This is a genomic window from Polaromonas sp. YR568, from assembly GCF_900116715.1.
GTDB lineage: Bacteria > Pseudomonadota > Gammaproteobacteria > Burkholderiales > Burkholderiaceae_C > Polaromonas.
Map to the genome: position 1 here is coordinate 185,081 of NZ_FPBM01000003.1, position 23,724 is coordinate 208,804.

At 63.5% G+C, this 23,724-nt stretch carries 27 protein-coding genes and 1 tRNA gene; 9 read left to right on the forward strand and 19 right to left on the reverse strand.

Annotated elements, in window-relative coordinates; all coding sequences use genetic code 11:
* Positions 1-40: 40 nt before the first annotated feature.
* From BM408_RS08325 to BM408_RS08345, 5 genes are all read right to left on the reverse strand, one after another.
* Positions 41-1,054 carry a GlxA family transcriptional regulator gene (locus BM408_RS08325; protein ID WP_092128883.1) on the reverse strand — a complete coding sequence of 338 codons (1,014 nt, stop codon included), beginning with the start codon at positions 1,052-1,054 and terminating at the stop codon, positions 41-43.
* 63 nt (positions 1,055-1,117) lie between these two features.
* Complete coding sequence (locus tag BM408_RS08330) at positions 1,118-1,483, reverse strand: nitrile hydratase accessory protein (protein ID WP_092128885.1); 366 nt, start codon at positions 1,481-1,483, stop codon at positions 1,118-1,120.
* On the reverse strand, positions 1,483-2,112 hold the full coding sequence (gene nthA, locus BM408_RS08335) for a nitrile hydratase subunit alpha (protein ID WP_092128887.1): 630 nt from the start codon (positions 2,110-2,112) through the stop codon (positions 1,483-1,485). The genes BM408_RS08330 and nthA overlap by 1 nt, the downstream gene beginning before the upstream one ends.
* Positions 2,109-2,876, reverse strand: a complete 768-nt coding sequence (gene nthB, locus BM408_RS08340) for a nitrile hydratase subunit beta (RefSeq protein WP_092128889.1) — start codon at positions 2,874-2,876, stop codon at positions 2,109-2,111. The genes nthA and nthB overlap by 4 nt, the downstream gene beginning before the upstream one ends.
* Entirely contained in the window at positions 2,873-3,967 is a 1,095-nt protein-coding gene (locus BM408_RS08345; protein WP_254774742.1) for a CobW family GTP-binding protein, read from the reverse strand. Before BM408_RS08345 ends, nthB begins: the two co-directional genes overlap by 4 nt.
* A 416-nt stretch (positions 3,968-4,383) precedes the next feature.
* Here BM408_RS08345 and BM408_RS08350 point away from each other — a divergent pair, with 416 nt between their 5' ends.
* The 3 genes from BM408_RS08350 to BM408_RS08360 are packed head-to-tail and all read left to right on the forward strand — an operon-like array spanning position 4,384 to position 6,811.
* Complete coding sequence (locus tag BM408_RS08350) at positions 4,384-5,376, forward strand: Bug family tripartite tricarboxylate transporter substrate binding protein (RefSeq protein WP_092128891.1); 993 nt, start codon at positions 4,384-4,386, stop codon at positions 5,374-5,376.
* Positions 5,377-5,378: 2 nt separating this feature from the next.
* Positions 5,379-6,587, forward strand: coding sequence for an amidase (locus BM408_RS08355; protein WP_092128893.1), 1,209 nt, complete (start codon positions 5,379-5,381; stop codon positions 6,585-6,587).
* A 38-nt stretch (positions 6,588-6,625) separates the two neighbouring features.
* Complete coding sequence (locus BM408_RS08360) at positions 6,626-6,811, forward strand: CbtB domain-containing protein (RefSeq protein WP_092128895.1); 186 nt, start codon at positions 6,626-6,628, stop codon at positions 6,809-6,811.
* A gap of 132 nt (positions 6,812-6,943) precedes the next feature.
* Here BM408_RS08360 and BM408_RS08365 read toward each other — a convergent pair whose 3' ends face one another.
* From BM408_RS08365 to BM408_RS08380, 4 genes are all read right to left on the reverse strand, one after another.
* Positions 6,944-7,966 (reverse strand): TRAP transporter substrate-binding protein, encoded by a 1,023-nt coding sequence (locus BM408_RS08365; RefSeq protein ID WP_092128898.1) that lies wholly within the window; start codon positions 7,964-7,966, stop codon positions 6,944-6,946.
* Positions 7,967-8,036: 70 nt separating this feature from the next.
* Positions 8,037-9,329, reverse strand: a complete 1,293-nt coding sequence (locus BM408_RS08370; RefSeq protein WP_092128900.1) for a TRAP transporter large permease — start codon at positions 9,327-9,329, stop codon at positions 8,037-8,039.
* A gap of 23 nt (positions 9,330-9,352) precedes the next feature.
* On the reverse strand, positions 9,353-9,853 hold the full coding sequence (locus BM408_RS08375; protein ID WP_092128902.1) for a TRAP transporter small permease subunit: 501 nt from the start codon (positions 9,851-9,853) through the stop codon (positions 9,353-9,355).
* On the reverse strand, positions 9,850-10,422 hold the full coding sequence (locus tag BM408_RS08380) for a gluconokinase (RefSeq protein WP_254774743.1): 573 nt from the start codon (positions 10,420-10,422) through the stop codon (positions 9,850-9,852). Before BM408_RS08380 ends, BM408_RS08375 begins: the two co-directional genes overlap by 4 nt.
* 164 nt (positions 10,423-10,586) lie before the next feature.
* Here BM408_RS08380 and BM408_RS08385 point away from each other — a divergent pair, with 164 nt between their 5' ends.
* The 4 genes from BM408_RS08385 to BM408_RS23250 all read left to right on the forward strand — a co-directional run bounded on the left by BM408_RS08385 (position 10,587) and on the right by BM408_RS23250 (position 13,680).
* Complete coding sequence (locus tag BM408_RS08385) at positions 10,587-11,618, forward strand: HTH-type transcriptional regulator GntR (RefSeq protein WP_092128904.1); 1,032 nt, start codon at positions 10,587-10,589, stop codon at positions 11,616-11,618.
* 142 nt (positions 11,619-11,760) lie between these two features.
* Positions 11,761-12,324 carry a hypothetical protein gene (locus tag BM408_RS08390; RefSeq protein ID WP_092128906.1) on the forward strand — a complete coding sequence of 188 codons (564 nt, stop codon included), beginning with the start codon at positions 11,761-11,763 and terminating at the stop codon, positions 12,322-12,324.
* Between the two features lie 70 nt (positions 12,325-12,394).
* Positions 12,395-12,814: a hypothetical protein gene (locus BM408_RS22705; protein WP_139237322.1), complete on the forward strand. Its 420-nt coding sequence runs from the start codon at positions 12,395-12,397 to the stop codon at positions 12,812-12,814.
* A 464-nt stretch (positions 12,815-13,278) separates the two neighbouring features.
* Entirely contained in the window at positions 13,279-13,680 is a 402-nt protein-coding gene (locus BM408_RS23250; RefSeq protein ID WP_175541732.1) for an HNH endonuclease, read from the forward strand.
* Positions 13,681-13,772: 92 nt separating this feature from the next.
* Here the strand turns inward: BM408_RS23250 and BM408_RS08405 are convergent.
* From BM408_RS08405 to BM408_RS08425, 5 genes are all read right to left on the reverse strand, one after another.
* A tRNA-Ser gene (locus BM408_RS08405) sits at positions 13,773-13,860 on the reverse strand.
* 35 nt (positions 13,861-13,895) lie between these two features.
* The gene (serS, locus tag BM408_RS08410; RefSeq protein ID WP_092128912.1) at positions 13,896-15,236 is read right to left on the reverse strand and encodes a serine--tRNA ligase; all 1,341 of its coding nucleotides are present in this window, start codon (positions 15,234-15,236) and stop codon (positions 13,896-13,898) included.
* A 30-nt stretch (positions 15,237-15,266) separates the two neighbouring features.
* Complete coding sequence (locus BM408_RS08415; RefSeq protein ID WP_092128914.1) at positions 15,267-16,208, reverse strand: threonine/serine dehydratase; 942 nt, start codon at positions 16,206-16,208, stop codon at positions 15,267-15,269.
* Between the two features lie 39 nt (positions 16,209-16,247).
* A complete protein-coding gene (gene ispH, locus BM408_RS08420) occupies positions 16,248-17,243 on the reverse strand; it encodes a 4-hydroxy-3-methylbut-2-enyl diphosphate reductase (RefSeq protein ID WP_092128916.1) in 996 nt (331 codons plus the stop codon).
* The gene (locus tag BM408_RS08425) at positions 17,240-17,728 is read right to left on the reverse strand and encodes an FKBP-type peptidyl-prolyl cis-trans isomerase (RefSeq protein ID WP_092128918.1); all 489 of its coding nucleotides are present in this window, start codon (positions 17,726-17,728) and stop codon (positions 17,240-17,242) included. Before BM408_RS08425 ends, ispH begins: the two co-directional genes overlap by 4 nt.
* Before the next feature lie 192 nt (positions 17,729-17,920).
* Here BM408_RS08425 and radC point away from each other — a divergent pair, with 192 nt between their 5' ends.
* Together radC and BM408_RS08435 are read left to right on the forward strand one after the other, a co-directional pair.
* Positions 17,921-18,598, forward strand: coding sequence for a RadC family protein (gene radC / locus BM408_RS08430; RefSeq protein WP_092128919.1), 678 nt, complete (start codon positions 17,921-17,923; stop codon positions 18,596-18,598).
* Between the two features lie 56 nt (positions 18,599-18,654).
* Positions 18,655-19,326 (forward strand): Smr/MutS family protein, encoded by a 672-nt coding sequence (locus BM408_RS08435; RefSeq protein ID WP_092128921.1) that lies wholly within the window; start codon positions 18,655-18,657, stop codon positions 19,324-19,326.
* A gap of 20 nt (positions 19,327-19,346) precedes the next feature.
* On the opposite strand, the gene BM408_RS08440 is transcribed toward BM408_RS08435, so the two are convergent.
* The 5 genes from BM408_RS08440 to BM408_RS08460 are packed head-to-tail and all read right to left on the reverse strand — an operon-like array spanning position 19,347 to position 23,724.
* Positions 19,347-19,778: a group II truncated hemoglobin gene (locus BM408_RS08440; protein ID WP_092128923.1), complete on the reverse strand. Its 432-nt coding sequence runs from the start codon at positions 19,776-19,778 to the stop codon at positions 19,347-19,349.
* A 59-nt stretch (positions 19,779-19,837) separates the two neighbouring features.
* On the reverse strand, positions 19,838-20,428 hold the full coding sequence (locus BM408_RS08445; RefSeq protein WP_139237323.1) for a type II secretion system protein: 591 nt from the start codon (positions 20,426-20,428) through the stop codon (positions 19,838-19,840).
* Positions 20,403-20,816, reverse strand: a complete 414-nt coding sequence (locus BM408_RS08450; RefSeq protein WP_092128928.1) for a type IV pilin protein — start codon at positions 20,814-20,816, stop codon at positions 20,403-20,405. The genes BM408_RS08445 and BM408_RS08450 overlap by 26 nt, the downstream gene beginning before the upstream one ends.
* An 18-nt stretch (positions 20,817-20,834) precedes the next feature.
* Positions 20,835-21,335, reverse strand: coding sequence for a type II secretion system protein (locus BM408_RS08455; protein WP_092128930.1), 501 nt, complete (start codon positions 21,333-21,335; stop codon positions 20,835-20,837).
* Positions 21,336-21,342: 7 nt separating this feature from the next.
* Positions 21,343-23,724, reverse strand: coding sequence for a cohesin domain-containing protein (locus BM408_RS08460; protein WP_092128932.1), 2,382 nt, complete (start codon positions 23,722-23,724; stop codon positions 21,343-21,345).

Genomic DNA, 23,724 nt, shown 5'->3' on the forward strand with positions numbered 1-23,724 from the left:
TGCAAGCATGCTTTGGGCCACATCCATCTCGCCGCCCCGGCTAGTCGTCCCCGCCGCTGTCCAGGGCTGCTTTGTCGGATTGCCATAACTCGCCCGAATGAAAGCGCCGGCGGTACTCCGGTGGCGTCAGCTGAAGGCGCCGCCGGAAAGCGCGGCGCATGGCCTCGGGTGTCTCAAAGCCGCAATGGGCGGCGATCTCTTTCATGGACTGATCGGTCTTTTCCAGAATGCGGCGCGCCGCGTCGATGCGCGCGTCATTCAAAAAAGCCATGGGGCTCACACCGCACTCCCGCGCAAACACCCGCGACAGATTGCGCGCACTCATATGCACGCGGCTGGCAATCGAGTTCAGCGTATGCGGAAGCTGCAGGCTTTCAAGGATGTAGCGCTGCACCGTCTCCACATCGGTATCGCGCTCAGCCTGCATGTTCAGCAAGGGGCTGAACTGCGACTGCCCGCCCGAGCGGCGCAAATACACAATCAAAAACTTGGCCACGCCCAGCGCCAGCGGCCGGCCAAAGTCTTCCTCCACCATCACCAGCGATAAATCAATGCCCGCCGTGACACCGGCCGTGGTGTAGAGCTGCTTGTCCTTGATGTAGATCTGGTCCGACTGCACATGCGCGCGGGGAAACGATTTCGAAAGATGTGCCGCATCCATCCAGTGCGTGCTCACCGTCTTGCCATCCAGAAGCCCCGCAGCCCCCAACGCAAACACCCCATTGCAAATCGCAGCCAGCCGGCGGCAGCTGCGGCTCTGCGCCTTCAGCCACGCACTGAGCGCGACATCGTTCATCACCTCAAAGATGCCCAGCCCGCCAGGAACGATCACGGTGTCGAAATTGGGGCAAGGGTCAAAGATGGTCCGGTCAGGCACCACCGTCATGCCGCTGGAAGACGAGATGCTGCTGCGCGTCGAGCCGACCGTCATGATCTCGTACTGGCACTCCCCCTCACTGAGAATCTTGACCTCCGCAAACGCATCCCGCGGCCCGGCGATATCCAATAGCTGGAAGCCCGGAAAGAGCAGCATGCCCACGGAAACTTTTTTCATCGGGGGATGGTAGCAAACACCACCCGGCGGCTCAATCGCGCTGCTTCCAGGCCTGCGCCTTCATCACGCGGCGCTACCCGCTGTTGCCGCAGGGCCGGTGCCTGCGTTCTCCAGGCAACGGTTCAACTCATCGGCCGTCAGTGTTTCGCTGGACTGCAGCACATTCAGCAGCGCATCCAGAAAGCGCTCGTAGTAGTCCCACTGCGGCTGGCCCGGGCATCCGCCTTGCTCCCACTGGGCAATCGCCGTGATGAGGTTCTGGCGAAAGTCTTCCCACTCAAAGTAACCTTCTTTCGAAACCGCCAGCGCCAGGCCGTACACCTTGCGCTGCCAGTCTTGCGTGAAGAGCACCTTGCCCTGGCTGAACGGCGGCACGTCGGGCTGACCCAGCATCTGGGCGGCGGCATGGTCTTCAAACCGGGTGAACATCAGGCCGGCCTCTGCGCGCTTCGCGCCAGCGCCACGCCCATGAGTGACTCCGGCGTCACCAGCGCCACGAGCTCATCCTCGGTTAGGTCTTCGGTGCCCGCAGGCCTGTCAGGCACGACAAACCAGCGTATCTGCGCGCTGCTGTCCCACACCCTGACCTGCGTTTCGTCGGAAAGCGACACACCGAACTCGCGCAGCACGGCGCGCGGTTCGCGCACACCCCGGGCGCGAAAGACGGGGTCCTTGTACCAATAAGGAGGCAGGCCGAGAATCGGCCACGGGTAGCAGGAGCACAGCGTGCAGATCACCAGGTTGTGAACACCCGGCTCATTGGCCACCGCTTTCATATGCTCGCCCTCGGCGCCGTCCATGCCCTGCGGGAAATCCATCTCCGCGATGGCCGCCGGTGTGTCGTCGATCAGGCGCTGCTTGAAGGCCGGGTCACGCCACGCCCTGGCCACCAGCCGCGCACCATTAAAAGGCCCGGCGACCGACTCAAAATGCGACAGCACCGCATCCACCGAGTCGCTTCCGATCACGCCCTTCTCGATCAGCAGCGCCTCCAGCGCGCGGACTTTGGCGGCGCTTTTTTTCTCTCGCTCCCGGTCGTAGGCAAATAAATCACTCATGCGGCTTCTCCCTGGGCAACGCGTTCAACCGGGCCCACATAGGCCTCAAACAGGTCGGCATAAATTTCCAGATTGGGTTCGCACTTTCCGGCACCCCATATCTCATCACCCGCAAAAACCACCTGGTACACCGGCATGGCTTTGCCAATGCCGTCCGGCCCGGTGTTCACAAAATAGGCATAGGCCCCGGGATACACCAGGGTGACCGTGCCGACCTGGTTGCGCAGGTAACCCGGAAGGCGCGTGTGGTCCACCGCCTCCGGATCAGCCACCTTCACCTTCTGGCCCAACTGGTAGCGCGGCCGCGCCGGCAGCGGGCGCAGTGGTGAATCGCCTTCCTTCAAGTAGCGTGTGACCTGGGCCTTGAGTGCAAGGTTGGGTTTGTCGGGCAGCGCGGCCTCAGGCTGCCGGCTGTAAAAGCTTGATCGATCATCGAGTTCATCGGCCGTGACGTAGCCGCGGTCCACAAAAAACTGCGAGATGCCCATCAACCACTTCTCGTAATAGCGGTACTTGAAATACTCAAAGGGCTGCATGCCCTCGGCGCCGGTGCGCAAGGAGGCCCATGTCCAATCATCCTTAAAGGCCGTCGGCAGGCTTTGCACCGGGTAGCGCGGCAAGGCATCTTTCAGGTGGGCGCTTTCCGCCATCATCACGGTGTGGATGCCGAAGATCCGCTTCTCCCATGGCTGGACGAAGACGGCAGTCTCCACATTCACAGGGCCCAGGTTTTCCAGCCCGCCCAGATGGTGCTGCAGCTTCATGCCGGGCTCCCTGGCGGTGCTTCGTCACGCTGCACGGCCACGGCGCAGGCGCGGAACTGCTCTGACAATGCGCGGGCGTCCAGCGCTCGCCCAATAAACACCAGCTGTGTTTCGCGCCTTTCGCAGGGCAGCCAGCGCTTGCCGGGCGTGGTCTCCAGCAACATGTGCACGCCATGGAAGTGGTACCTGCGCGGCTCGCCGGCCAGGCTCAAGATGCCCTTCATGCGCAGCAGGTTCTTGCCGTCAGATTGAACCAGCCGATTCATCCAGGTGTTGAAGCGCGCGGCGTCCAGGCTGCCGGGGCTGGCCAGCGACCAGGCAGTGATGCTGCTGTCATGTTCATGGTCGTGCGCGCCCTCCACCAGCAAGTCCGGCTCAATGTCCAAAGCCTGGGCGATGGAGAAACGGCAAGTTCCGAACATCTGCACCTTCGATTCGCCGCGAAACGTGCGTTCGACCGTCGCCGTGGGGTTGATGGTGCGCAGTTCCCGCTCAATGCTTTCATAGGCCGCAGCCGGCAATGCCTCGCACTTGCTGACCAGCACCACATCGGCAAAGGCAATCTGCTCACGCGCCACAGGGTCATGCCAGACCTGCACGGCATGCTGGGCGTCCACCACGGTGACCACTGATTCAAGAAAGACTCGTTCCCGCAAGGCCGGGTCTGCCAGAAAGCTTTGCAACACCGGCGCCGGGTCGGCCAGGCCCGAGGTCTCGACGATCAAGCGCTCGAGCGGCGGCGAGGCGCTGTCGAGCAGGCGCAGAATGCTGCGCACCAAATCCACACGCACCGTGCAGCAGATGCAGCCGTTGTTGATCTCCACGATGGCGTCTTCGTCCGCATCGATTAAAGCGCCGTCGATGCCCAGCTCGCCGAACTCATTGACCACCACACCGAGGCGCAGGTGGCGGTTGTCGGATAGCAGGCAGTTGACAAGCGTGGTCTTGCCTGCGCCCAGAAAGCCGGTGATGACCGTGACCGGAATTTTCCCCATCAACATGTTGTGCTCCACAAGGACGCCCGCCACTGCAGCAGGCGCGCCCGCAGTATCGTGCGAGCTTTGTGCCCATGCGAGGGGCTTGTCTTGCATGGCGTGAGGGTTGGCGAGATGCCCGCCTGCTTTTGGCCGCAAGTGAACGCACACGCAAAAACGGACGCTTCCCCTGCCGGCCTGCCAGCGCCGAATTTGCTCGTATGGTGCATGTCTGCAGGCGAAGCACCAAAAGCAGGCGGCTGCCCTGTTCTGAAGCGTGGGCCGCGCTTTGCGTCGATAACTTCATCGATGGCGCAGGCAGCCAAGGTTCAACAGCAATGTCCGGTTTGACGCACGCAGACATAAATGGCCGCGGTGCACGCAGATGCGCGCCAACATGAATTGAAGTCCCGCCAATGCCGCCCAGCGGGCATGGAGATGGCTGACACCCGCCAGACAATGCATTCCCTCACCTCGTACCGGCGCCTGTGCGCCGGGGTGTGAGCGGCCTTTTCCGCAACCTGGAGTATTCAATGAACAAGCGCCCCCTGTTGTCCTCTTTGGCCTTGCTGGCAATGAACTGCCTGCTGGCCGCCGCGCCTGCGGCCTTGCATGCGCAGGCCCGTTATCCCGCCGGGCCCGTGACGCTGGTGGTGCCCTTCCCGGCAGGCGGGCCCACCGATGTGTATGCCCGCGTGATCGGCCAGAAGCTGTCGGCCAAACTGGGCCAGCCCTTCATCGTTGAAAACCGCGCCGGTGCGACAGGGCTGATCGGTGAAGTGTTTGTGCAAAAGGCCAAGCCCGACGGCTACACCCTGCTGCTGGCCAGCAACAGCAGCCATGTGCTCGCACCCTTGATGAAGACCAAACTGCCGTTTGATCCCGTCACCGACTTCGAGCCGCTGGGCATGCTGGGCAGCTACCCGCTCGCGCTGCTGGTCGGCCCCAAGGTGCCAGCCAACAACCTGGCGGAACTGATTGACCTGGCCAAGAAAAACCCGGGGCAGGTGAACATCGGCAGCATTGGCGAAGGCAGCGTCATTCACCTGGCCGGTGAAATCTTCAAGATCAAAACCGGTACCAAGATCCAGCACATCCCTTACCGCGGCACGCCGCCCCTCACCACCGCCTTGATGGCCGGCGAGATCGAGATGGAATTCAACAGCGTCTCCAGCGTCAAGACACTCGTTGACAGCGGCCGGGGCCGCGCCCTGGCCGTCACCGGCGACAAGCGCGCCGCCCTTTTGCCCGACGTGCCCAGCCTGGCCGAGTTGGGCATCGCGGGCGTCGACGTGCGCGTTTGGATAGGCGCGTTTGCCCCAAAAGGCACGCCCAAGCCGGTGCTCGCCGTGCTCGAGCGAGAGATCCACCGCCTGCTCACCGAAGACGCCGATGTCAAAAAAGCCTTTGCCGAAAGCGGCACCGACATCGTCGCCAGCAGTCCCGCCGTGTTTGCCGAAGCCATGCGCAAGGAGCGCAAGCTGTGGCAACCGCTGATCGAGTCGCTAAAGCTCGCCAAGGACTGAGCATGGGCACTGCGCTGCTGCATCCCGGCCTGAACGGCGCTTTTTTGACCGAAGGATTCGGCGACAGCCCGGCAGTGGTCGCGACCTCTTCCCGCCTGCAAGGCCTGAGCCTGGCCGCCAAAGATGTGTTTGATGTGGCTGGTTCACGCACAGGCGCCGGCAACCCTCTCTGGCTATCGCAGCAGACCGCAGCACGTACCACAGCACTGCCAATACGGTTGTTGTTGGAGGCCGGTGCGCAGTGGGTTGGGCGAACCGTGACGGACGAACTCGCGTACAGCGTGCTCGGCATCAACGCGCATTACGGCACGCCCGAGAATCCACGCAGCCCCGGCCGCATCCCCGGCGGCTCATCGTCCGGCTCTGCGGTGGCCGTGGCCGGCGGGCACGCCGACATCGCGATCGGGTCGGACTGCGGTGGCTCCATGCGCCTGCCCGCCAGTTTTTGCGGCGTGTGGGGCTTGCGGCCCACGCATGGCCGCATCGCAAAGAACGGCGGCTTCTCGCTGGCGCCCAGCTTCGACACCGTGGGCTGGTTCGCCAGGCGCGGTGAACACATGGCCGAAGTGTTCAGCCTGCTGGCTCATGCCGAGATGCCCGTACCCGCCCGCACATCCCTGATAGTGGTAGACGACGCACTGGCCTTGTGCGAGCCTGCGCTGCGCGGGCGGTTTCTGGCACTCATACAGCGGATTGAAAAGATCCGCCCCATCAAAAGCCTGCCCGTCGGCACCTTGCCGCTGGCCGCATGGCTTCAAGCCCACCGCACCTTGCAAGCCGCGGAAATCTGGCAACAACACGGCCCCTGGGTCAGCCAACACGGCGACACCCTGGGCGCCGACGTGCGCAGGCGTTTTGACATGGCCTCCCGCATTACCCCAGCACAAGTAACTGCGGCCCAGCAGGTGCGCGTGACGGCCAACGTGCAGATTACGTCGCTGCTCGGCAGCGAATGCGCCTGCTTTCTGTGGCCGACCGCCCCCTGCATTGCACCGCCGGTTACCTCCAGCCCAGAAGACTTCGAAGCCATGCGCGTCCGCGCGCAATCGCTGCTCGGCGTTGCCGGGCTCGCCGGCTTGCCCGAAATCAGCTTCCCCTGGACACAGTTCGACGGCGCGCCCGCAGGCCTGTCACTCATAGGCGCACGCGGCGCAGACGCCACCGTCATCGCCGGTGCCATGGCACTCGACGAACACCTCCAGACGCTTTAAGCTCTCATTCACACCTTGACATCACACAAAGGCCAGTCATGACAACCGCCCCTATTTCCGATGCCCTGCCCGTAAACCACGCCGCAGCCAGCCTCATGCGCCAACTGGCCGCAGCCGCCTTGCTCGGCATGGTAGTGCTTTACGGCGTGGCCTTTGCGGAAAGCCCGCTGGCGCATAACGCGGCGCACGATGTGCGGCACGTTACGGTCAAGCCTTGCCATTGAGGGGGTTGGCATGTGTTGTTTCAACGTCTGATCTGGTACGCCCTGGCCAACCCGTGTTCGGACATGGTGGAGTGACAAGCCCGCTTGCAGGCGGGCCTGCCCCCGAAAAGTCAGCTTGTCGCTTGTTGCGCTTTACTTGCCCTGGCCGCGGATGCGCATCAGCTCGTTCTGCGTCTCTATCCAGAGGTCCATGCCCACGCTGGTGCCGATCTGCGCGTAGACGCGGGTGAGCTTGTTGCGCATGCGGGAGGCTTCGCTCACGTTCAGCTCATTGATCTGCATGCCCTTGGCCTTGAGGTCGGCCAGCGCCTTGGAGGCCTCCTCGCGCGTGTCCTTGCGCTCGAAGTCGCGGCTGACTTTGGCCGCGTCCATCAGGACTTTCTGCTCGGCCTTGGACAGCTGGTCCCAGTACTTCTTGCTGACCATCACGATCCAGGGGCTGTAGACGTGGTTCGTCACTGTGAGGTACTTTTGCACCTCATAGAACTTGCTGGACAAAATCGTGTTGAACGGGTTCTCCTGGCCGTCCACCGTATTGGTTTCCAGCGCGCTGAACAGCTCGGAAAACGCCATGGGCACGGCATTGGCGCCCAGCATCTTGAAGCTGTCCAGGTAGATGTTGTTCTGCATCACGCGCAGCTTCACACCGTCCAGGTCCTCCATCTTGGCAACGGCGCGCTTGCTGTTGGTGAGGTTGCGAAAGCCGTTCTCCCAATAGACCAGGCCGACCAGGCCTTTTTCCTGCAGCTTGGCCTTGATCTTCTCGCCGATCGGGCCGTCCAGCAGGATGTCGGCCTCCTTCGCGTTGGAGATGAGAAAGGGCGTGTCCCACAGCGCCATCTCCTTGGTGATGCCGACCAGGGTGGCGGTGGAGCCCACCATCATCTCCTGCGCGCCGCCCATCAGGGCCTGCTGCATCTGCACGTCGGAGCCCAGGGCGGCGGCGCCGACGGCGCGGATCTTCATCTTGCCGCCGGAGCCCTTCTCGACCGCGTCGGCAAAGACCTTGGCGGCCCGGCCCTGGTTGCTCTGCTCGTTGAGGCCGTAGCCGAAGCGGATCAGGCGGGGTTTGATGTCCTGGGCCAGCGCGCCGAAGGAGGCGCAAAGGGCGGCCGCCGCGCAGGCGGCGGTGAAGGTGCGGCGAAGTGATGTCATGAAATGTCTCCTAACGTTTTATTGGATGGATGCACGGGGAAATACACGGGGGGAACTACACGGGGGAAAGTCAGCGCATCCACGCGACGGGCGCGGTGACGAGCTGGGGGAACACGACGAACAGCACCAGGATCAGCAGGTAGGTGACAAGGAAAGGGTTGACCCCCTTGATCACCTGGTGCATGGAAAGCCGGCCCACGCCGGCCACAACGTTGAGCACGGTGCCCACCGGCGGCGTGATCAGCCCGATCGCGCCGTTGAGCACGAACATCAGGCCGAAATACACCGGGTCGATGCCGGCCTTGACGGCGATGGGCAGCATCACCGGCGCGAAGATCAGGATGGTGGGCGTCAGGTCCAGCGCGGTGCCGATGACGACCAGCGCGACCATCATCACGGCCATCAGCAGGCGCGGGTTGTTGACCAGCGGGCCGAGCCAGGCGGTCAGCACACCGGGCAGGTCGGCCAGCGTGATCATGTAGCTGGCCACCTGCGCACCGGCGCACAGAAACATCACCACGGCGGTGGTGCGCGCGGCGCGCACCAGCACGCCTTCGATCTCGGCCAGCTTCATCTCACGGTGCACAAACAGCGCCACGGCCAGCGCGTAGAACGCCGCCACCACCGCCGCTTCGGTCGGGGTGAACACACCGCTCTTCATGCCGCCGATGATGATGAGCGGCATCAGCATGGCCCAGAAAGCGCGCGCCGTGGCCCGCAGCCGCCCGGCCATGGGAACCGGCTCACCCTTGGGCAGGTCCGTGGTGCGCAGCACCCAGCGCCAGGCCAGGATCAGGCCCACGCCCATGATGAGGCCCGGCACGATACCCGAGATGAACAGCGCCGAGATCGACGTATTGGTGGTGACGCCGTAGATCACAAACGGCATGGACGGCGGGATGATGGGCGCGATGATGCCGCCCGAAGCGATCAGCCCCGCCGAGGTGTGCATGGGGTAGCCCTGCTGCCGCATCATGGGCAGCAAGATGGTGGCCAGGGCAGCCGTATCGGCCAGGGCCGAGCCGCTCATGCTGGCCATCAGCACCGCCGCGCCAATGGCCACATAGCCGAGGCCGCCGCGAATGTGGCCGACCCAGGCCTGCGCCATCTCGATGATGCGCCGGCTGATGCCGCCGCTGTTCATCAGCTCGCCGGCGAGGATGAAGAAGGGCACGGCCAGCAAGGGGAAGCTGTCTACCCCGGCTACCAGGTTCTGGGCCAGCAGCTGCGTATCCCAAAAATCAAGCACCCAGGCCATGCCGGCGCCGGTCAGCACCAGGGCCAGCGCCATGTTCAGGCCTATGCCCATCAGCAGCAGCATGCCGCCGCAAAAGACGATGAAAGCGATTGCTTCGTTGCTCATTTTTCGTTTTTTCCTGTTCCGGTTTATTCGACGTCGCTCTCGTGGTCCAGCTGCAGCGGCGCGCGGCGCAGCAGCTCCAGCAGCGCCATCACACCGATCGCCACCGCGCAGAGAAGCACCGGCAGCGGCAGCAAGGCGCCGGAGTAGCCCATCACCACCGAGGGGCTGTCCAGCCCCACCACTACCTGCTGCCAGGCGCCCCAGGCGAGCAGGCCGCAGGCCAGCACCACCAGCGCACGGATCAGCACCGCCATGAAAGCCAGCGCGCGGGGCCGGCCCTTGAGCAGGCCAACCAGGCTGGTGAAAGCCATGTGCTCACCCGCCGGGTAAGCGGCGGTCGCGCCGATAAACACCATCCAGACGAACAGCAGGCGCGACAGCTCCTCGCTCGCGGCGATGCCGGCGCCAAAGCCGTAGCGCAGCACCACGTTGATAAAGACGGCCAGGGCCATCACACCCAGGCACGCGGCCATGGCGATGCGGGCCATCCGCAGGGCCGCTGAGGATGCGTTGAAAGTGCTCATTCGGTTTGTCCTTTTCCTTGTGTCTGTTGTGTTTGCTGTGTCTGTTGTGTTTGCGCTTGTGCTTGTGTGTGCTGTTGGGGGTGCAGCCAGTCGCAGACGCGGCGCTGCAGCTGCGCAATGGGCGCGGTGGCATCCACACGCAGCACGCCGGGCTCGCCCAGCGGCGGCTCCAGCGTGGTGAACTGGCTGTCCACCAGGGTTTGCGAAAAGAAGTGGGTCGCAGCGCGTGCGGCCACGCGGGCCCGCGCCTCTTCGCGCCCGATCTCCAGGTACACAAAGCGCAGGCCGTCAGTGCCCGCGCGCAGCTGGTCGCGGTAGGCGCGCTTGAGCGCCGAGCACGTCAACACCAGGCCCTGGGGATGGGTGCGCAACTGCTCGCCCAGCACCTCGAGCCAGCCTTTGCGGTCGGCATCCGTCAGGGCCACGCCGTTGCGCATCTTGTTCAGGCTGGCTTCGCCATGAAAGTCATCCCCCTCCACCACACCCAGGCCCTCGGCGCGCGCCACCGCGTGCCCCAGGCTGGACTTGCCGCAACCGGCCACGCCCATCATCACCAGAAAAATTCCCATTTGGATAGCGCTATCCCATGACTGTTAAAAAAATGGCTACACTGCGCTGGTGAAGTTACCAACGGTGAGCCGAATCCTCCCTGATGAATTGGCTGAGTAGCAATTCATTACGGATAGCGCTATCCTAGGCGACCACTAACCCGATTGAACTGGGACTTACCCTTATGTCAGCCTCCGTGACCAGCACCCGCTCCCGCGCCACCGGCCGCGTCACCCTGGCCGATGTGGCCCGCGCCGCCGGCGTCAGCCCCATCACCGTCTCGCGCGCGCTGCGCGGCGAGCGCGCGGTGGCCCCGTCCCTGGTCGTGCGCGTGCAGGCGGCCGCGGCCAAGCTCGGTTACGTGCCCGACCCCGCAGCCCGCGCGCTGGCCTCCAGCCACAGCAGCCATGTGGCCGTGCTCATTCCGATGCTGTCCAACGCGCTGTTTGTGGATGTGCTGGAAGCCGTGCAGCGCACGCTGCGGCCCGCCGGCTACCAGACGCTGATCGGCATCACCCACTACGACCCGGTGGAAGAAGAATCGCTGCTGCGCGAACACCTGCAGCACCGGCCCGCCGGCATGCTGGTGACCGGCTTTGAGCGCAGCGAGCCGACCCGCGCGCTCATCGCCGGCAGCGGCGTGCCCTGTGTGCACCTGATGGAAACCAGCCCCGCGCCCGACGTGTACAGCGTAGGCCTTTCACAAGCCCAGGCCGGCGCCGCCATGACGCGCCACCTGCTGCAACGCGGCCGCCAGCGCATCGCCTTCGCCGCCGCGCAGCTCGACCCGCGCACGCTGCAGCGCCTGGAAGGCTGGCGCTCCGCCCTGGCCGAGGCCGGCCTCTACGACCCGACACTGGAGTGGCTGAACCCCGCGCCCTCCTCGCTGGCGCTGGGCGGGCGCATGTTCGAACAGATCATCGGCCAGACCCCTGCCATCGACGCCATCTTTTTCTGCAACGACGACCTGGCCCAAGGCGCCCTGCTGGCCGCACTGCGCCTGGGTGTCGACGTGCCAGGCCGCATCGCGGTGGCCGGCTTCAACGACCTCACCGGCAGCGACCAGATGCAGCCGACCCTGACCACCGTACGCACCCCCCGCAACGAAATCGGCAACGCCGCAGCCACCATGCTGCTGGCGCTGATGCGCGGCCAGCCGCTGCCGACGGCCAGTGTGGATGTGGGCTATGAGCTGGTGATCAGGGCTAGTACTTGAGGGGTTCTGCGTGGGGCTTGCGGCTGACGGGCGAGTGAAAGGCCGTCCGCTTTGATGGGCCGGATTAACCCCTACGTCAACGAAAGCAGAAGCGGGGCAGGGCTCAGCTAGACTGCACGAAACAACTTTTACCTCCCCTGCAATGAAATACTTACGCTTTCTGACTTTAGGGCTAGCGATATCGGCGGTGACTGTTCTTAGCGGGTGTATGTCCATGCCCGACCCGAGGATCACCAGTCAATCAGGTATGGCAGAGCGTACGGCGGCCAAGCCCAATGTCTTGCTTGTGTTTCGGATCGCGTTGGAGAGAAGGCACTATCGAACTACAGAGCAAGCCGAGACCCTGTATCACCTTGCGGGGAAAGAGTTTGTAAAACGGGTAGAAGGGCTTGGAGGTCAAGCCTCTTACAAAATTATCAGTGATTCAAATGACCTGGAAATACCAGTTGGCTACACCCATGTGCTTGCGGAGAACATCAAGCAACTTTCCATGGACGGCAAAGGGTATCTCAAATATAGAGTTTGGGATGCCATCTTGTGGGTCACTCCTGAAAAGCGGCCTGCTAGAAAAGTGTTCACCCAAGTCTATGAATCCGACGGCATCGTTTGTTTTTCAATTAGTCAGTTCGCAAACAAGGCTGAGTGCCAGGTGAAATACATCGATCACCTTGTGGCTCAATTAGGTCCCGTTTTTCCTGCCAAATAATTGCTACCGATCGTCGCCTCCAGGGCGCACGATGTAGCGCGCTTGGGCATTCGATCACCAAGGAATAGTCTTGAATAAAAATTCATCCCTTCTGGAGCCGCTGTGTAGGTGGGCTGTTTTAATCTTGGCAGCCGCATCGCTGGTCGGCTGCGGCACTATGAGCGATCCGGTTCTTATCTCAGAGCGAGTGACGCCTGCACAAGCGGTGCCGACAAAGAAAATTATGCTCGTTATTGATATGCAGATGGAGTATGAGCCTGAAGGCACTCGACTGACTCCCGCCCGGCAAGCTCATGTCAAATCGTTTTCAGAACCTGCTGCTAAGGCGATAGTAGAGGCCGTCAAAAAGAGGGGATTCAATGCGGACTATGTGGTGGTGGAAGCTGCAGGGTCCCCCATAAAAATCGACGCTACCTACTCGCACCTCTGGACGCAAACCTTGACTGCGGCGATCAAGCGTACCGATGTAGCAGCGGCAGATTTAATTTAATTGAGCGCAAGTGGAGCGGCTATGTTCGACAGCTATCACAGACGAATCAGTTCGTCCCCGTTGTGATGTATCGAACCGAGTATCAGTCAGACGGTATTTTTTGTTTTTATCCCACGCTTGCCGTCACAAACAAAGAAGCCTGTCAGAACACGTATATAAATTTCCTGATCGCACAGTTGACTAAAGCTGGCGTCCAGCCGTAGCGTGCCGCTATTGGTGCTTGATTGATCGGCGCACTCCACCCGGCCAGCCATCCCTCTATTAAAGAACTGAGCAAGCGAGGATAGACGGGAGGCGCTGAATTTCGTAGACTGTCCCCGTTCAGGATATGCAGCCCCTGACCGTCCCAGGCTAAAAGGGCTTAAGCCACGCCTAGGCATCGCCGTTCGGAGTAATCCGCCGGTGCCCCATGATGTGCCTATATGTCATCGGGAATTTGCTTGTTAACCCAAGTGGATTTCCCTATGACTCAATCACACATTCAAAAACTCCGCCTCATTGCCTTCCACAGGCAGCACTGCCTATGCTTTTACTGTGGACTTCCCATTTGGGAAGAAGCAGTTGAACAGTTCGCCTCCGCACATGGCATTTCAAATGCCCAGGCAAACCTACTGAAATGCACTGCTGAGCATCTAATTGCCGAGAGGGATGGCGGGCAGGCCACGCCCGGCAACATCGTCGCGGCCTGCGCCTGGTGCAATCGCCGACGACACGCTGGCCGTCCGCATAAAGCACCGGACGCTCCAACTTATAGATGCCGTGTCGCCAAGCGCATGGCAATGGGTAAATGGCACCCTACGGGTTTAGCGGCGGTGTTCAAACGCAATGGGCATGCTTGCTATGCCCCAAAAATGCCTGAGTGTTAAGTCAATCTGAGTTCCCAGAAACGAAAAAGCCCCGGCAGGCGGGGCTTTCAAGGCATTTCTCAGATTCGTCGGGACTTGTCTGGATGCATGTTTGGCGGAGAGGGTGGGATTCGAACCCACGGTACCTTGCGGTACGCCTGATTTCGAGTCAGGTACATTCGGCCACTCTGCCACCTCTCCAGTGTGGAAAACGGATTCTAACAGTTGTGGGAGGCCTACTTTCCGGCCGGGGCCAGTACCTTGATACCGCCCATGTAGGGCTGCAGCGCTTCCGGCACTACGACTGAGCCGTCGGCCTGCTGGTAGTTCTCAAGTACGGCCACCAGGGTGCGGCCTACGGCCAGGCCTGAGCCGTTGAGGGTGTGGACGAATTCGTTCTTGCCCTGGGCGTTTTTGAAGCGGGCTTGCAGGCGGCGGGCCTGGAAGGCTTCGCAGTTGGAGACGGAGCTGATTTCGCGGTAGGTGTTCTGCGCGGGCAGCCAGACTTCCAGGTCATAGGTCTTTGTGGCGCCAAAGCCCATGTCGCCGGTGCACAGCAGCATGACGCGGTAAGGCAGGCCGAGCTTTTGCAGAATCGCTTCGGCGTGGCCGGTCATGGCTTCCAGGGCTTCGTAGCTTTTGTCGGGGTGGGTGATCTGCACCATCTCGACCTTGTCGAACTGGTGCTGGCGGATCATGCCGCGGGTGTCGCGGCCGTAGCTGCCGGCTTCTGAGCGGAAGCACGGCGTGTGTGCGGTGAGCTGCAGCGGCAAATCGGCTTCGGCCACAATTTCATCGCGCACGAAGTTGGTCAGTGACACTTCCGACGTGGGGATCAGGTACAGCGCCACGTTTTGGGCTTCTTCAGCGCCTTCCTGCCCGCCTTTTTTGACGGCGAATAGGTCTTCTTCAAACTTGGGCAGCTGGCCGGTGCCGCGCAGCGTGTCGCCGTTGACGATGTAGGGCGTGTAGCACTCGGTGTAGCCGTGCTCCTGCGTCTGCACGTCGAGCATGAATTGCGCAAGCGCGCGGTGCAGGCGCGCGATCTGGCCCTTCATCACGGTAAAGCGTGCGCCGGTGAGCTTGGTGCCCATCTCAAAGTCCAGGCCCAGGGGCTGGCCCACGTCGACGTGGTCTTTGACTTCAAAGGTGAGCGCAGCAGGCGAGCCGCCCAGGCCTTCAACCGGGCTCCATTTGCGCACTTCAACGTTGCCGGCCTCGCCCGCGCCCTGGGGCACGCTTTCGTGCGGCAGGTTGGGCACGGCCAGCAGCAGGCCCTGCATGTCGGCCTGGATTTGCTCCAGGCGAGCGGCGGACGATTCAAGCTCGGCTTTGGAGGCGCTCACCTGCGCCATCACGGCGCTGGCGTCTTCGCCTTTGGATTTGAGCTGGCCGATTTGTTTGGAGAGTGTGTTGCGCTGGTTCTGCAGCTCTTCGGTGCGGATCTGCAGGGCCTTGCGTTCGGCCTCCAGGCCCTGGAAGGCGGCCACGTCCAGAAAGGCTTGCGGGGTTTTGCGGGTTTCCAGGCGGGCGATGGCCGAGGGCAAATCTTTGCGGAGAAGGTTAATGTCTAGCATGGCTTGATTGTATTTTGTGAGGTCACGGGCTCAGTTCAGGCTGGCCGGGTCCAGATTGGCGCCGCAGATGATGAGGCAGACTTTTTCGTCGGCGCGCGGGATGTAGCGGCCGCTTTGCAGTGCGGCCAGCGGCAGGGCCGCGGCGGGCTCTACGGCCAGTTTGAGTTCTTTCCACAGCCATAGCTGTGCGGCGCGTATGGATTCGTCGGTCAGCAACAGCGCGTCGCGCACATGCGCCTGCGTGGCTTCCCAGGCCAGGCTGCCTATGCGTTTGGCGCCCAGCGAATCGGCGGCGATGCCGCTGACAGCCACATCGACCGGCTCGCCAGCCTCGCGGGCTTTGTACAGGGTGGGCGCCAGCTCGGGCTCCAGCGCCACGACTCTGGAGCGCCGCTCAAACCAGCCGGCGACGCCGCCAATCAGGCCGCCGCCGCCCACGCTGACGAGCACGGAGTCGGGCACGCCGCCCTGCTGTTCGATTTCTGCCGCCATGGTGCCGGCGCCGGCTAGCACTTCGGGCTGGTCATAGGCATGCGTCAGCAGCGCGCCGGTTTCCTGCTGGCGGGCGAGGCATGCCTTTAATGCATCGGCGTACGCCGCGCCCGTCACCACCACCTCGGCGCCCAGCGCAGCCAGCTTGGCGCGCTTGGCGGGTGTTGAGACTTCAGGCACAAACACTTCGCAGCGCACGCCCAGCTCACGCGCGGCAGCGGCGGTGGCAATGCCGGCGTTGCCGCCGGAGGCGACGATGACGCCGCTGGCCGGGATGGTATTGGAGAGCAGGCGGTTGAGCATGCCGCGCGCCTTGAAGCTGCCACCGGTTTGCAGGTGCTCGAGCTTGAGCCAGACTTCAGCGCAGTCCACGCCCAGCGCCTTGCCGGGCAGCTTCCACAGCGGCGTTGTGCGAATGAAGTGGCTGTAGCCCTTATCGAACGTGCGCAGGCAGCTCTCAATTTGATTGCGAGTGGTCATGGTCGAAACAACAGAAAGTCGGAAAAGAAAAGAGCCGGATCAAAGCTGGTGCAGCTGGCTGTCGTTCACTTCCAGCACATGGCCTTGCGCGTCCAGCTTCAGGCCTTTGGGCAGCGGGAACTTGATGGTTTCCTCGATGCCATCCATCTTGCGCACCGACACCGCGCCCAGCGCCTTGATGCGGTCTATCACCTGCTTGACGAGAATTTCAGGCGCCGACGCGCCGGCCGTCAGGCCCACGCGGCTCTTGCCTTCAAACCATTCTTCTTTCAGCTCGCTGGCGTCGTCGACCATATAGGCCTCGGTGCCCAGCTTGGCGGCCAGCTCGCGCAGGCGGTTGCTGTTGGAGCTGGTCGGGCTGCCGACCACGATGAGGATGTCGACCTGCGGGCTCAGCACCTTGACGGCGTCTTGCCGATTTTGCGTGGCGTAGCAGATGTCTTGCTGTTTGGGCTCGCGCACCTGCGGAAAGCGCTTTTTCACTGCCGCGCTGATCTCGGCCGCGTCGTCCACGCTCAGGGTGGTCTGCGTGACGACGGCCAGGCGCTCGGTCTGAAGGGGGCTGATGCGCCAGACGTCTTCCACGTCTTCGACCAGGTGGATGCCGCTGTCGAGCTGGCCCATGGTGCCTTCGACTTCGGGATGGCCCTTGTGGCCGATCATGATGAATTCGTAGCCCTCTTTATTGAGCTTGGCCACTTCGACGTGCACCTTGGTCACCAGCGGGCAGGTGGCATCAAAAATCTGGAAGCCGCGCCGCTCGGCCTCTTTCTGGATGGCCTGGCTCACGCCGTGGGCGCTGAAGACCAGCGTTGCACCCGGGGGCACGTCGTCCAGCTCTTCAATAAAGATCGCGCCTTTTTCTTTCAGGTCATTGACGACGTAGGTGTTGTGCACGATCTCGTGGCGCACATAAATCGGGCGGCCGAATTTCGTCAGGGCGCGCTCGACGATTTCGATCGCGCGGTCTACGCCGGCGCAGAAACCTCTGGGTTCCGCGAGAAGAATCTCCTGGGGAAGCACGGCCTTGTTCATAGAACCCCAATCACATGCACTTCAAACACCACAGGCTGGCCTGCCAGCGGGTGGTTGAAGTCAAACTGCACCGCATCGCCATCGGGCTTGATCTGCTGCACGGCCCCGGCGTACTGGCCCATGCCGTCGGGCGTGGGGAACTGCACCACATCGCCCACCTTGTACTGCTCGTCCGGGTCGCCCAGCTCATTAAGCAGCTTGCGCGCCACCCACTGCACCAGCTCGGGGTTGCGCTCGCCAAAGGCCTCGCCGGCCGGCAGCTCAAAGGTGGTGCGCGTGCCTTCGGCCAGGCCCAGCAGGCGTTGCTCGATGGCAGGCGACAGCTCGCCCGTGCCCAAGCTCAGCGTGGCGGGCTTGCCGTCAAAGGTGTTGATGATGTCGGCGCCCGGTTTGCCGCCCACGGCAGGGCCGGCCATGCGGTAGTGCAGCGTCAGGAAGGAGCCCTGCTCGACAAGCGGGGCGGCGGAGAGTTCCACGGTGGGCATAAGGCTTTCGGGGCCGGCCCCGGGGGCGGGCCGTGTTGGTCAACGGGTAAATCAACGAGTAGAGAGCCCCTATTGTAGAAAGTACGGCCTGGCCGGGCCAAAACAGGTCTTTTCGGGTCTTTCCCGGGTTTTCAAGCTCTGTGGCCGTCCCGTAGCCCTTCCGTAGCCCACCCTCCGCTACGCTGCGCCACCATGATCCTCAAAGACCTTCCCGAAGACACCCGCCCGCGCGAAAAACTGCTGGCCCACGGCCCCGCCTCCCTCACCAACGCCGAACTGCTGGCCGTGCTGCTGCGCACCGGCATGCCCGGCAAAAACGTGCTGCAGATGGGCCAGGAGCTGCTGGACACCTTCGGCGGCCTGGCCGGGCTGCTGCACGCCACGGCCGACGACCTGCGCCGCATCAACGGCCTGGGCGGCACCGCCAAGCGGGCGCAACTGGTCGCCGTGGTGGAACTGGCCCGCCGCGCGCTGGCCGAAAAGCTCAAGGAAAAAACCCTGTTCGACACCCCCCAGGCCGTGCGCGACTACCTGCAACTGCAGCTGGGCAACCGCCCGCATGAGGTTTTTGCGGTGCTGTTTCTCGACAGCCAGCACCGCCTGATCGCGCTGGAGGAGCTCTTTCGCGGCACCCTCAACCAGGCATCGGTTTACCCGCGCGAGGTCATCGTTCGCGCGCTGGCCCGCAACGCCGCCAGCGTGGTGCTGGCCCACAACCACCCCAGCGGCATCGCCCAACCCTCACGCGCCGACGAGGCGCTCACGCAGACGCTCAAGTCCGCCCTCGCGCTGGTGGACGTGCGCGTGCTGGACCATTTTGTGGTGACCAGCACCGAGGCGGTGTCGATGGCCGAGCTGGGTTTGCTTTAAAGGCCTTCCCCTTCACAGAAAGCCCGCGCCGGGAAGACTTGCCTATCATTGGCCTCATGAACACCAAGGCGGCAGGCAAAGCCAAACTCAAGGACCTCAAAGACCTCAAGGGCGTGAAGCAGGCGATCGAGGCCCGCGTCAAACTCGACAAGGAACAGGAAGCCGCGCGCATTGCAGCCGCCGCCAAAGCCAAGGCCGAGAAAGAACTGTTCTCGCGCGCCGTCGGCCCCGTCAAGGCCCTGCCCGCCAAACACCTGCCCGGCCACAAGGCTTCGCTGCCGCAGGTGCAAGCCGCGCCCATCCCGGTGCAGCAGCAGCGCGACGAACTCGCGGTAATGCGTGAAGCGATCTCCGACGAGTTCGATGCCGAAACGCTGCTGGACACTGACGAGGCGCTGAGCTTCCGGCGGCCGGGCATGGGGCCTGACGTGGTGCGCAAGCTGCGCCGCGGCGGCTGGAGCATCCAGGGCCAGCTCGACCTGCACGGCCTGCGCCGCGAAGACGCGCGCGAAGCGCTCACTCACTTCATCAAAGATGCACACAAGGTCGGCTGGCGCTGCGTGCGCGTGGTGCACGGCAAGGGCCTGGGCTCGCCGGGCAAAACGCCGGTGCTCAAGGGCAAGGTGCAGAGCTGGCTGATCCAGAAGCAGGAAGTGCTGGCTTTTGTGCAGGCGCGGCCGGCCGAGGGCGGCGCCGGGGCGCTGGTGGTGTTGCTGGCGCAGGGTTAGAGGGTGCCAGCGCCGCGGGCTTACTCGCCCCGGTTGCGCATCCAGTCCGCCGTCTGGAAGAAGGACGCATTGAGCCGCACGCGCAGGCCTTCGTCCACACCCGTCTCCCGCATGGCCTGGTCCATGCAGGCCAGCCACTGGTCGCGCTCGGCGATGCCGATGGAGCCGCCGCCGGTGGATTGCGGCATGTGGCGCATGCGCAGGCGCGGGTGGCCGAAGCGGTCGGTGTAGTACTGCGGGCCGCCCAGCCAGCCGCACAAAAACCAGAAGAGCCGCTGGCGGGCGTTCTCAAGCGTGCTGCCGTGGGCGGCGCGCAGGGCGGTGTACCCAGGCTCCAGGTCCATCAGGTCGTAAAAGCGCTCGACCAGGGCTTTGACGCGCTCTTCGCCGCCTATCCAGGCGTAGGGGGTTTCAAACGGCGGGTTTCCCGGGGGGCGTTCTTCGATCTGCATGGGCAGATTATCGAACGCAGGGGATTAAGGCCTGGCGGGAAGGGGTAATCGGGTTTCTTCTACGGGAGTGTTGCGGGCTGTGGTTTGAGCTGTGGCGGCGGCGCGGGCGGGGACGCGTTGCCCAGGCGCTGCCCGGTGGCTTCGGGCGCGGGCGCGGCAGCGCCATGGGTGAAGTGCCACTCACCGACCAGAATCTTGCCTTCAAAGTCGCGGTTCTGGCGCGAAAAGTTCGCGGTCTTGATGGCTTCGGCGTCCGACAGCGAGTGCACGCCCCGGATGCCGCCCTGCTCGGCCATCAGCAGGCCCCATTTGGTGGAGCCCGTCATCGGGTCGACAAAAATCTTCCTCAGGTGGCGCTGCACGACGGAGTGGCGCCTGTCCTGCAAAAGTTCGTCCAGGGTTTTCGGGTACTGCTTGGCCGCGCCCGGGGTTTTTTCGTAGTAGCTCTGGATGGCGCTGCGAAACTGCTCGCCGGCATAGAGCAGCTCGTTTTCTTTTTCGCGCTGGCTGGCGGTATGCCACACCGAGCCCACCGAGGCCAGCATGGCGCCCATCACGGCGATCAGCAGCAGGGCCCCCAGGTAGGTGAAGCCTGACTGAGCGTGCGCCCTGCCTCTCATCGCCTCACCATTCAGCATAGAGCGAGCCATCGCGCGCCTTCCCGGGGGCGCCGCTGTGGATGTTGTAGACAGCGCCGTTCTGCCGGTTCTCGGGCGGCACGATGATCCAGGTGGCGGTGCTGCCCGTTACCGGGTCTATGGGCACTTTGCGCAGGTATTTTTTGGTGACGAGGTCGTCCAGGGTCTCCGGGTAACGGCCGGTGTCGGCATGGAATTTGTCGAGCACGTCGCGCACGCTGAAGAGGTTTTCGCGCAGGACGGCTTCGTTGGCCTTGGCCACATTGCCCATGTAGCGCGGCACGGCAACGCTCAGCAGCACCGCGATGATGGCCATCACCACCAGCAGCTCTATCAGCGTGAAACCGCCGGCGCGGCTGTGGCGGCGCCTCCGGGCGCCGGCATGATCGGGTCGGGTCATTGCCATGCCGTCACCCCGTCACCATTGCCTGTAGGGCACACCATTGAGCCCCGAACCCGAACTCTTCACATAGACGTCATACACGTCGTCTCCCTCCACCGGGCTCTCGGCGCTGGAGGCATAACTGCGCAGGCCCCAGGTTTCTTCCGGCTTGAGCGATGCGTCGCGCACCAGAGGCTCGCGCGGGATGCGGCGCAGGAAATAAATCTTCATGCGCTTGGGGCTCTTGACGTCCTCCACACCCTCCACCAGCACGGCCAGCGTCTTCGGGTAGCCGGACTCCCCGACGTTGCGCGCGATCCGCCCTTCGTCCCCGGCCAGCTTGTAGGCGTCGATCGCATCGCGAATCTGCCGCAGCGAGCGGCGCAGGTCCTGCTCCTTGCTGCGCTGCACCGCGACTTCGGCCAGCGGCAGGGCCACCGACGCCAGCAGGGCCACGATGGCCACGGTGACGACCAGCTCCACCAGCGTGAAGCCGCGCTGCACTGCTACGGCCTGCCTTTGACGCTCCACTGCCATGGCCGTATCAGTTCCTCGAGATCGAAAACACATGCGGCTCGGGCAGCGCCATGGAGGTGCCCGATGCCGAGAGCAGCTTGAGCTCCGCCCTGGGCAAGGGCGCCAGCGCCTTGAAGGTGATGTTGACCAGCGTGCCCTCGCCTCTGGCGCCGTCCGAGTCCGGCGACGAGGTGTCGACCGTCACCTTGCCCGTCAGCGGGTCTACGCTGCTGGTGAAGTTGCCGTTGGCGCCGCCGCGCCTGAAGAAGTCGCCCTCGCGCACGTCGACCACCTCCAGGCTGCGCGGGTCATAGCCGAGCTGGAAGGGCAAGGCGCCGACGCTGCCCTCGGCCTTGACGCGCAGCGACGTCCGGAACAACTGCCCGGCCTTGACTTGCGCGGGGCTGTCCCAGGAAAACCGCGCACCCGATGCGCCTGCATTCGAGCTCATACCCGCACCGCCACCTCCACCCGTCGTGGCGGCAGTGCCGGCAGGCGCCGCCGCCATTCCCGCAGCCGCACCCTCGCCCGCCACGGCAACCACAGGCACCACACCGGACTTGCCGTTGCTGCCTTCCGGCATGGGCACCAGCGCCAGCGGGCGCGTGCGGAATGTCGCGTCGGTGCCGGACCAGAACTCCTCGGCAGCCGGGCGCTTGAGGTTGCGCACCAGGCGCGGCGTGATCGACAGCATGATCTCCGTCTTCTGACTTTCGTCGTTGTGGTTGGAAAAGAGCCGGCCCAGCACGGGCAGGTCGCCCAGCCCCGGTATCTTGCTGGCCGAGGCGCGCGCCTCGTCGCTGATCAGGCCCGCCAGTACCTGCGTTTCGCCGTCTTTAAGTCGCAGCACCGTGCTGACGTTGCGGGTGCCGATCTGGTAAGAGAGCGAGCCGCTGCTGCTGCGCAACTCGCGCACGATGGAGCTGACCTCCAGCGACACCTTGATCGCCACGTCGTCCAGCAGGTAGATGTTGGGCTCTACTTCGAGCTTGAGCCCGACGTCGACGTACTGCACGCTCTCCGAGACAAAACCGGTCGCGGTCGAGGTGGTGGTGATCACCGGCACCTTGTCGCCGATCAGGATCTTGGCTTTTTCGCGGTTGCGCGCGCGTATGCGGGGGTTGGCCAGCAGGTTGACGGTGCCGTCTTCTTTCTTGAGGTTGATCACCAGCGGTGAAATGGTCGCGCCCAGCCGGCTGGAGTTGAGGTTGCGCAAGTCCGCCAGGGTCAGCGGCCCGGTCGACGGGTTGGTCAGCGTGGTGCCGCCGGGGCCGACTATGGTCGAGTTGGTGGTGGAAGAAGGCAGCGGCGACAGCGTCAGCTGGTTCGGGTAGTTGATGCCCAGGTCCAGCAGGCGTGAGCGCTTGATCTCCAGCACCTCGACTTCCAGCATGACCTCGGGCTCGGACATGTCCTGCATGGTGATGAGTTTTTCAGCCAGGCGTATGACTTCGGGTGTATCGCGCATCACCATCAGGTTCAGGCGCTCGTCGACGTAGACGTCCTTGGTCTTGAGCATGGTCTTGATCATGTTCAGCGTCTGCTTGACGTCGGCGTTCTCCAGATAAAAACTCTTGACGATCAGGTCCTGGTACTCCTTGATCTTGGCCGGCGTGCTGGGGTAGATCAGCACGCTGTTGGCGTTGAGGACTTTCTTTTCCAGCTGGTTGGTGATGAGCAGCATGTCGACCGCGTCTTCGAGCGTGGACTTCTTCAGAAACAAGGTGGTCTTCTGGTCGGCCTTGATTTCACGGTCGAGGATGAAATTGATCTCGGTCGTGCGCGAAAGCGCCTCAAACACCATCTTGAGGTTGGCGTCGCGAAACTCCAGGCTCACCGGCTCCTTGAACGCCGCCTTCAGCGCCGGGCTCACCAGCACCTCTTTCGATTGCAGTTCGTTGACGCCGCGTTTGAGGTCGGCCAGCTCGCGGTTGTTGGCGAATTCGGGCGACACGGCCTGCAGCAGCATCTGCGCCTTTTCCGTTTCGCCCTTGCGGATGGCCTCTCTGGCCTGCGCCAGCACCTCGTTGTTACGGCCCAGCCGCGCCGCGGCGGCCACCCCCTGCTGGGCGCGTTCATTCGCCGGCTCCAGCCGCAGGATGCGCCGGTAAATCGCATCGGCGCTGTCGGGGCGCGAGGCGTCAAGCTCCACGCCGGCGTCGTTGAGCAGGCGGTTGATCGCCTCTTCGCGCCGGCTCAAGATCTGCGCCCGGTATGAGAGGTTTTTGGGATCGTCCCGCGCCAGTTGCTCGAGCTTGGCGATCGCGTCTTCATAACGCCCCGCCGCAAACAGGTCGGCCGGTTCGCGCGATGGAGGCTCGGTGGCGCAGGCGTTCAGCGCCGCCAGGAGAACCCCCAGCAAAAGCAGCAGGCCGGCCCTGCTGTACATGGATTTCGGGCGAGGTTGCAT

What these genes read in the sequence shown, in the direction of transcription:
- BM408_RS08325 (WP_092128883.1), bottom strand. Translation starts at nt 1,054, where the DNA reads ATGAAAAAAGTTTCCGTGGGCATGCTGCTCTTTCCGGGCTTCCAGCTA.
- BM408_RS08330 (WP_092128885.1), bottom strand. Translation starts at nt 1,483, where the DNA reads ATGTTCACCCGGTTTGAAGACCATGCCGCCGCCCAGATGCTGGGTCAG.
- nthA (WP_092128887.1), bottom strand. Translation starts at nt 2,112, where the DNA reads ATGAGTGATTTATTTGCCTACGACCGGGAGCGAGAGAAAAAAAGCGCC.
- nthB (WP_092128889.1), bottom strand. Translation starts at nt 2,876, where the DNA reads ATGAAGCTGCAGCACCATCTGGGCGGGCTGGAAAACCTGGGCCCTGTG.
- BM408_RS08345 (WP_254774742.1), bottom strand. Translation starts at nt 3,967, where the DNA reads ATGCAAGACAAGCCCCTCGCATGGGCACAAAGCTCGCACGATACTGCG.
- BM408_RS08350 (WP_092128891.1), top strand. Translation starts at nt 4,384, where the DNA reads ATGAACAAGCGCCCCCTGTTGTCCTCTTTGGCCTTGCTGGCAATGAAC.
- BM408_RS08355 (WP_092128893.1), top strand. Translation starts at nt 5,379, where the DNA reads ATGGGCACTGCGCTGCTGCATCCCGGCCTGAACGGCGCTTTTTTGACC.
- BM408_RS08360 (WP_092128895.1), top strand. Translation starts at nt 6,626, where the DNA reads ATGACAACCGCCCCTATTTCCGATGCCCTGCCCGTAAACCACGCCGCA.
- BM408_RS08365 (WP_092128898.1), bottom strand. Translation starts at nt 7,966, where the DNA reads ATGACATCACTTCGCCGCACCTTCACCGCCGCCTGCGCGGCGGCCGCC.
- BM408_RS08370 (WP_092128900.1), bottom strand. Translation starts at nt 9,329, where the DNA reads ATGAGCAACGAAGCAATCGCTTTCATCGTCTTTTGCGGCGGCATGCTG.
- BM408_RS08375 (WP_092128902.1), bottom strand. Translation starts at nt 9,853, where the DNA reads ATGAGCACTTTCAACGCATCCTCAGCGGCCCTGCGGATGGCCCGCATC.
- BM408_RS08380 (WP_254774743.1), bottom strand. Translation starts at nt 10,422, where the DNA reads ATGGGAATTTTTCTGGTGATGATGGGCGTGGCCGGTTGCGGCAAGTCC.
- BM408_RS08385 (WP_092128904.1), top strand. Translation starts at nt 10,587, where the DNA reads ATGTCAGCCTCCGTGACCAGCACCCGCTCCCGCGCCACCGGCCGCGTC.
- BM408_RS08390 (WP_092128906.1), top strand. Translation starts at nt 11,761, where the DNA reads ATGAAATACTTACGCTTTCTGACTTTAGGGCTAGCGATATCGGCGGTG.
- BM408_RS23250 (WP_175541732.1), top strand. Translation starts at nt 13,279, where the DNA reads ATGACTCAATCACACATTCAAAAACTCCGCCTCATTGCCTTCCACAGG.
- serS (WP_092128912.1), bottom strand. Translation starts at nt 15,236, where the DNA reads ATGCTAGACATTAACCTTCTCCGCAAAGATTTGCCCTCGGCCATCGCC.
- BM408_RS08415 (WP_092128914.1), bottom strand. Translation starts at nt 16,208, where the DNA reads ATGACCACTCGCAATCAAATTGAGAGCTGCCTGCGCACGTTCGATAAG.
- ispH (WP_092128916.1), bottom strand. Translation starts at nt 17,243, where the DNA reads ATGAACAAGGCCGTGCTTCCCCAGGAGATTCTTCTCGCGGAACCCAGA.
- BM408_RS08425 (WP_092128918.1), bottom strand. Translation starts at nt 17,728, where the DNA reads ATGCCCACCGTGGAACTCTCCGCCGCCCCGCTTGTCGAGCAGGGCTCC.
- radC (WP_092128919.1), top strand. Translation starts at nt 17,921, where the DNA reads ATGATCCTCAAAGACCTTCCCGAAGACACCCGCCCGCGCGAAAAACTG.
- BM408_RS08435 (WP_092128921.1), top strand. Translation starts at nt 18,655, where the DNA reads ATGAACACCAAGGCGGCAGGCAAAGCCAAACTCAAGGACCTCAAAGAC.
- BM408_RS08440 (WP_092128923.1), bottom strand. Translation starts at nt 19,778, where the DNA reads ATGCAGATCGAAGAACGCCCCCCGGGAAACCCGCCGTTTGAAACCCCC.
- BM408_RS08445 (WP_139237323.1), bottom strand. Translation starts at nt 20,428, where the DNA reads ATGGCTCGCTCTATGCTGAATGGTGAGGCGATGAGAGGCAGGGCGCAC.
- BM408_RS08450 (WP_092128928.1), bottom strand. Translation starts at nt 20,816, where the DNA reads ATGACCCGACCCGATCATGCCGGCGCCCGGAGGCGCCGCCACAGCCGC.
- BM408_RS08455 (WP_092128930.1), bottom strand. Translation starts at nt 21,335, where the DNA reads ATGGCAGTGGAGCGTCAAAGGCAGGCCGTAGCAGTGCAGCGCGGCTTC.
- BM408_RS08460 (WP_092128932.1), bottom strand. Translation starts at nt 23,724, where the DNA reads ATGCAACCTCGCCCGAAATCCATGTACAGCAGGGCCGGCCTGCTGCTT.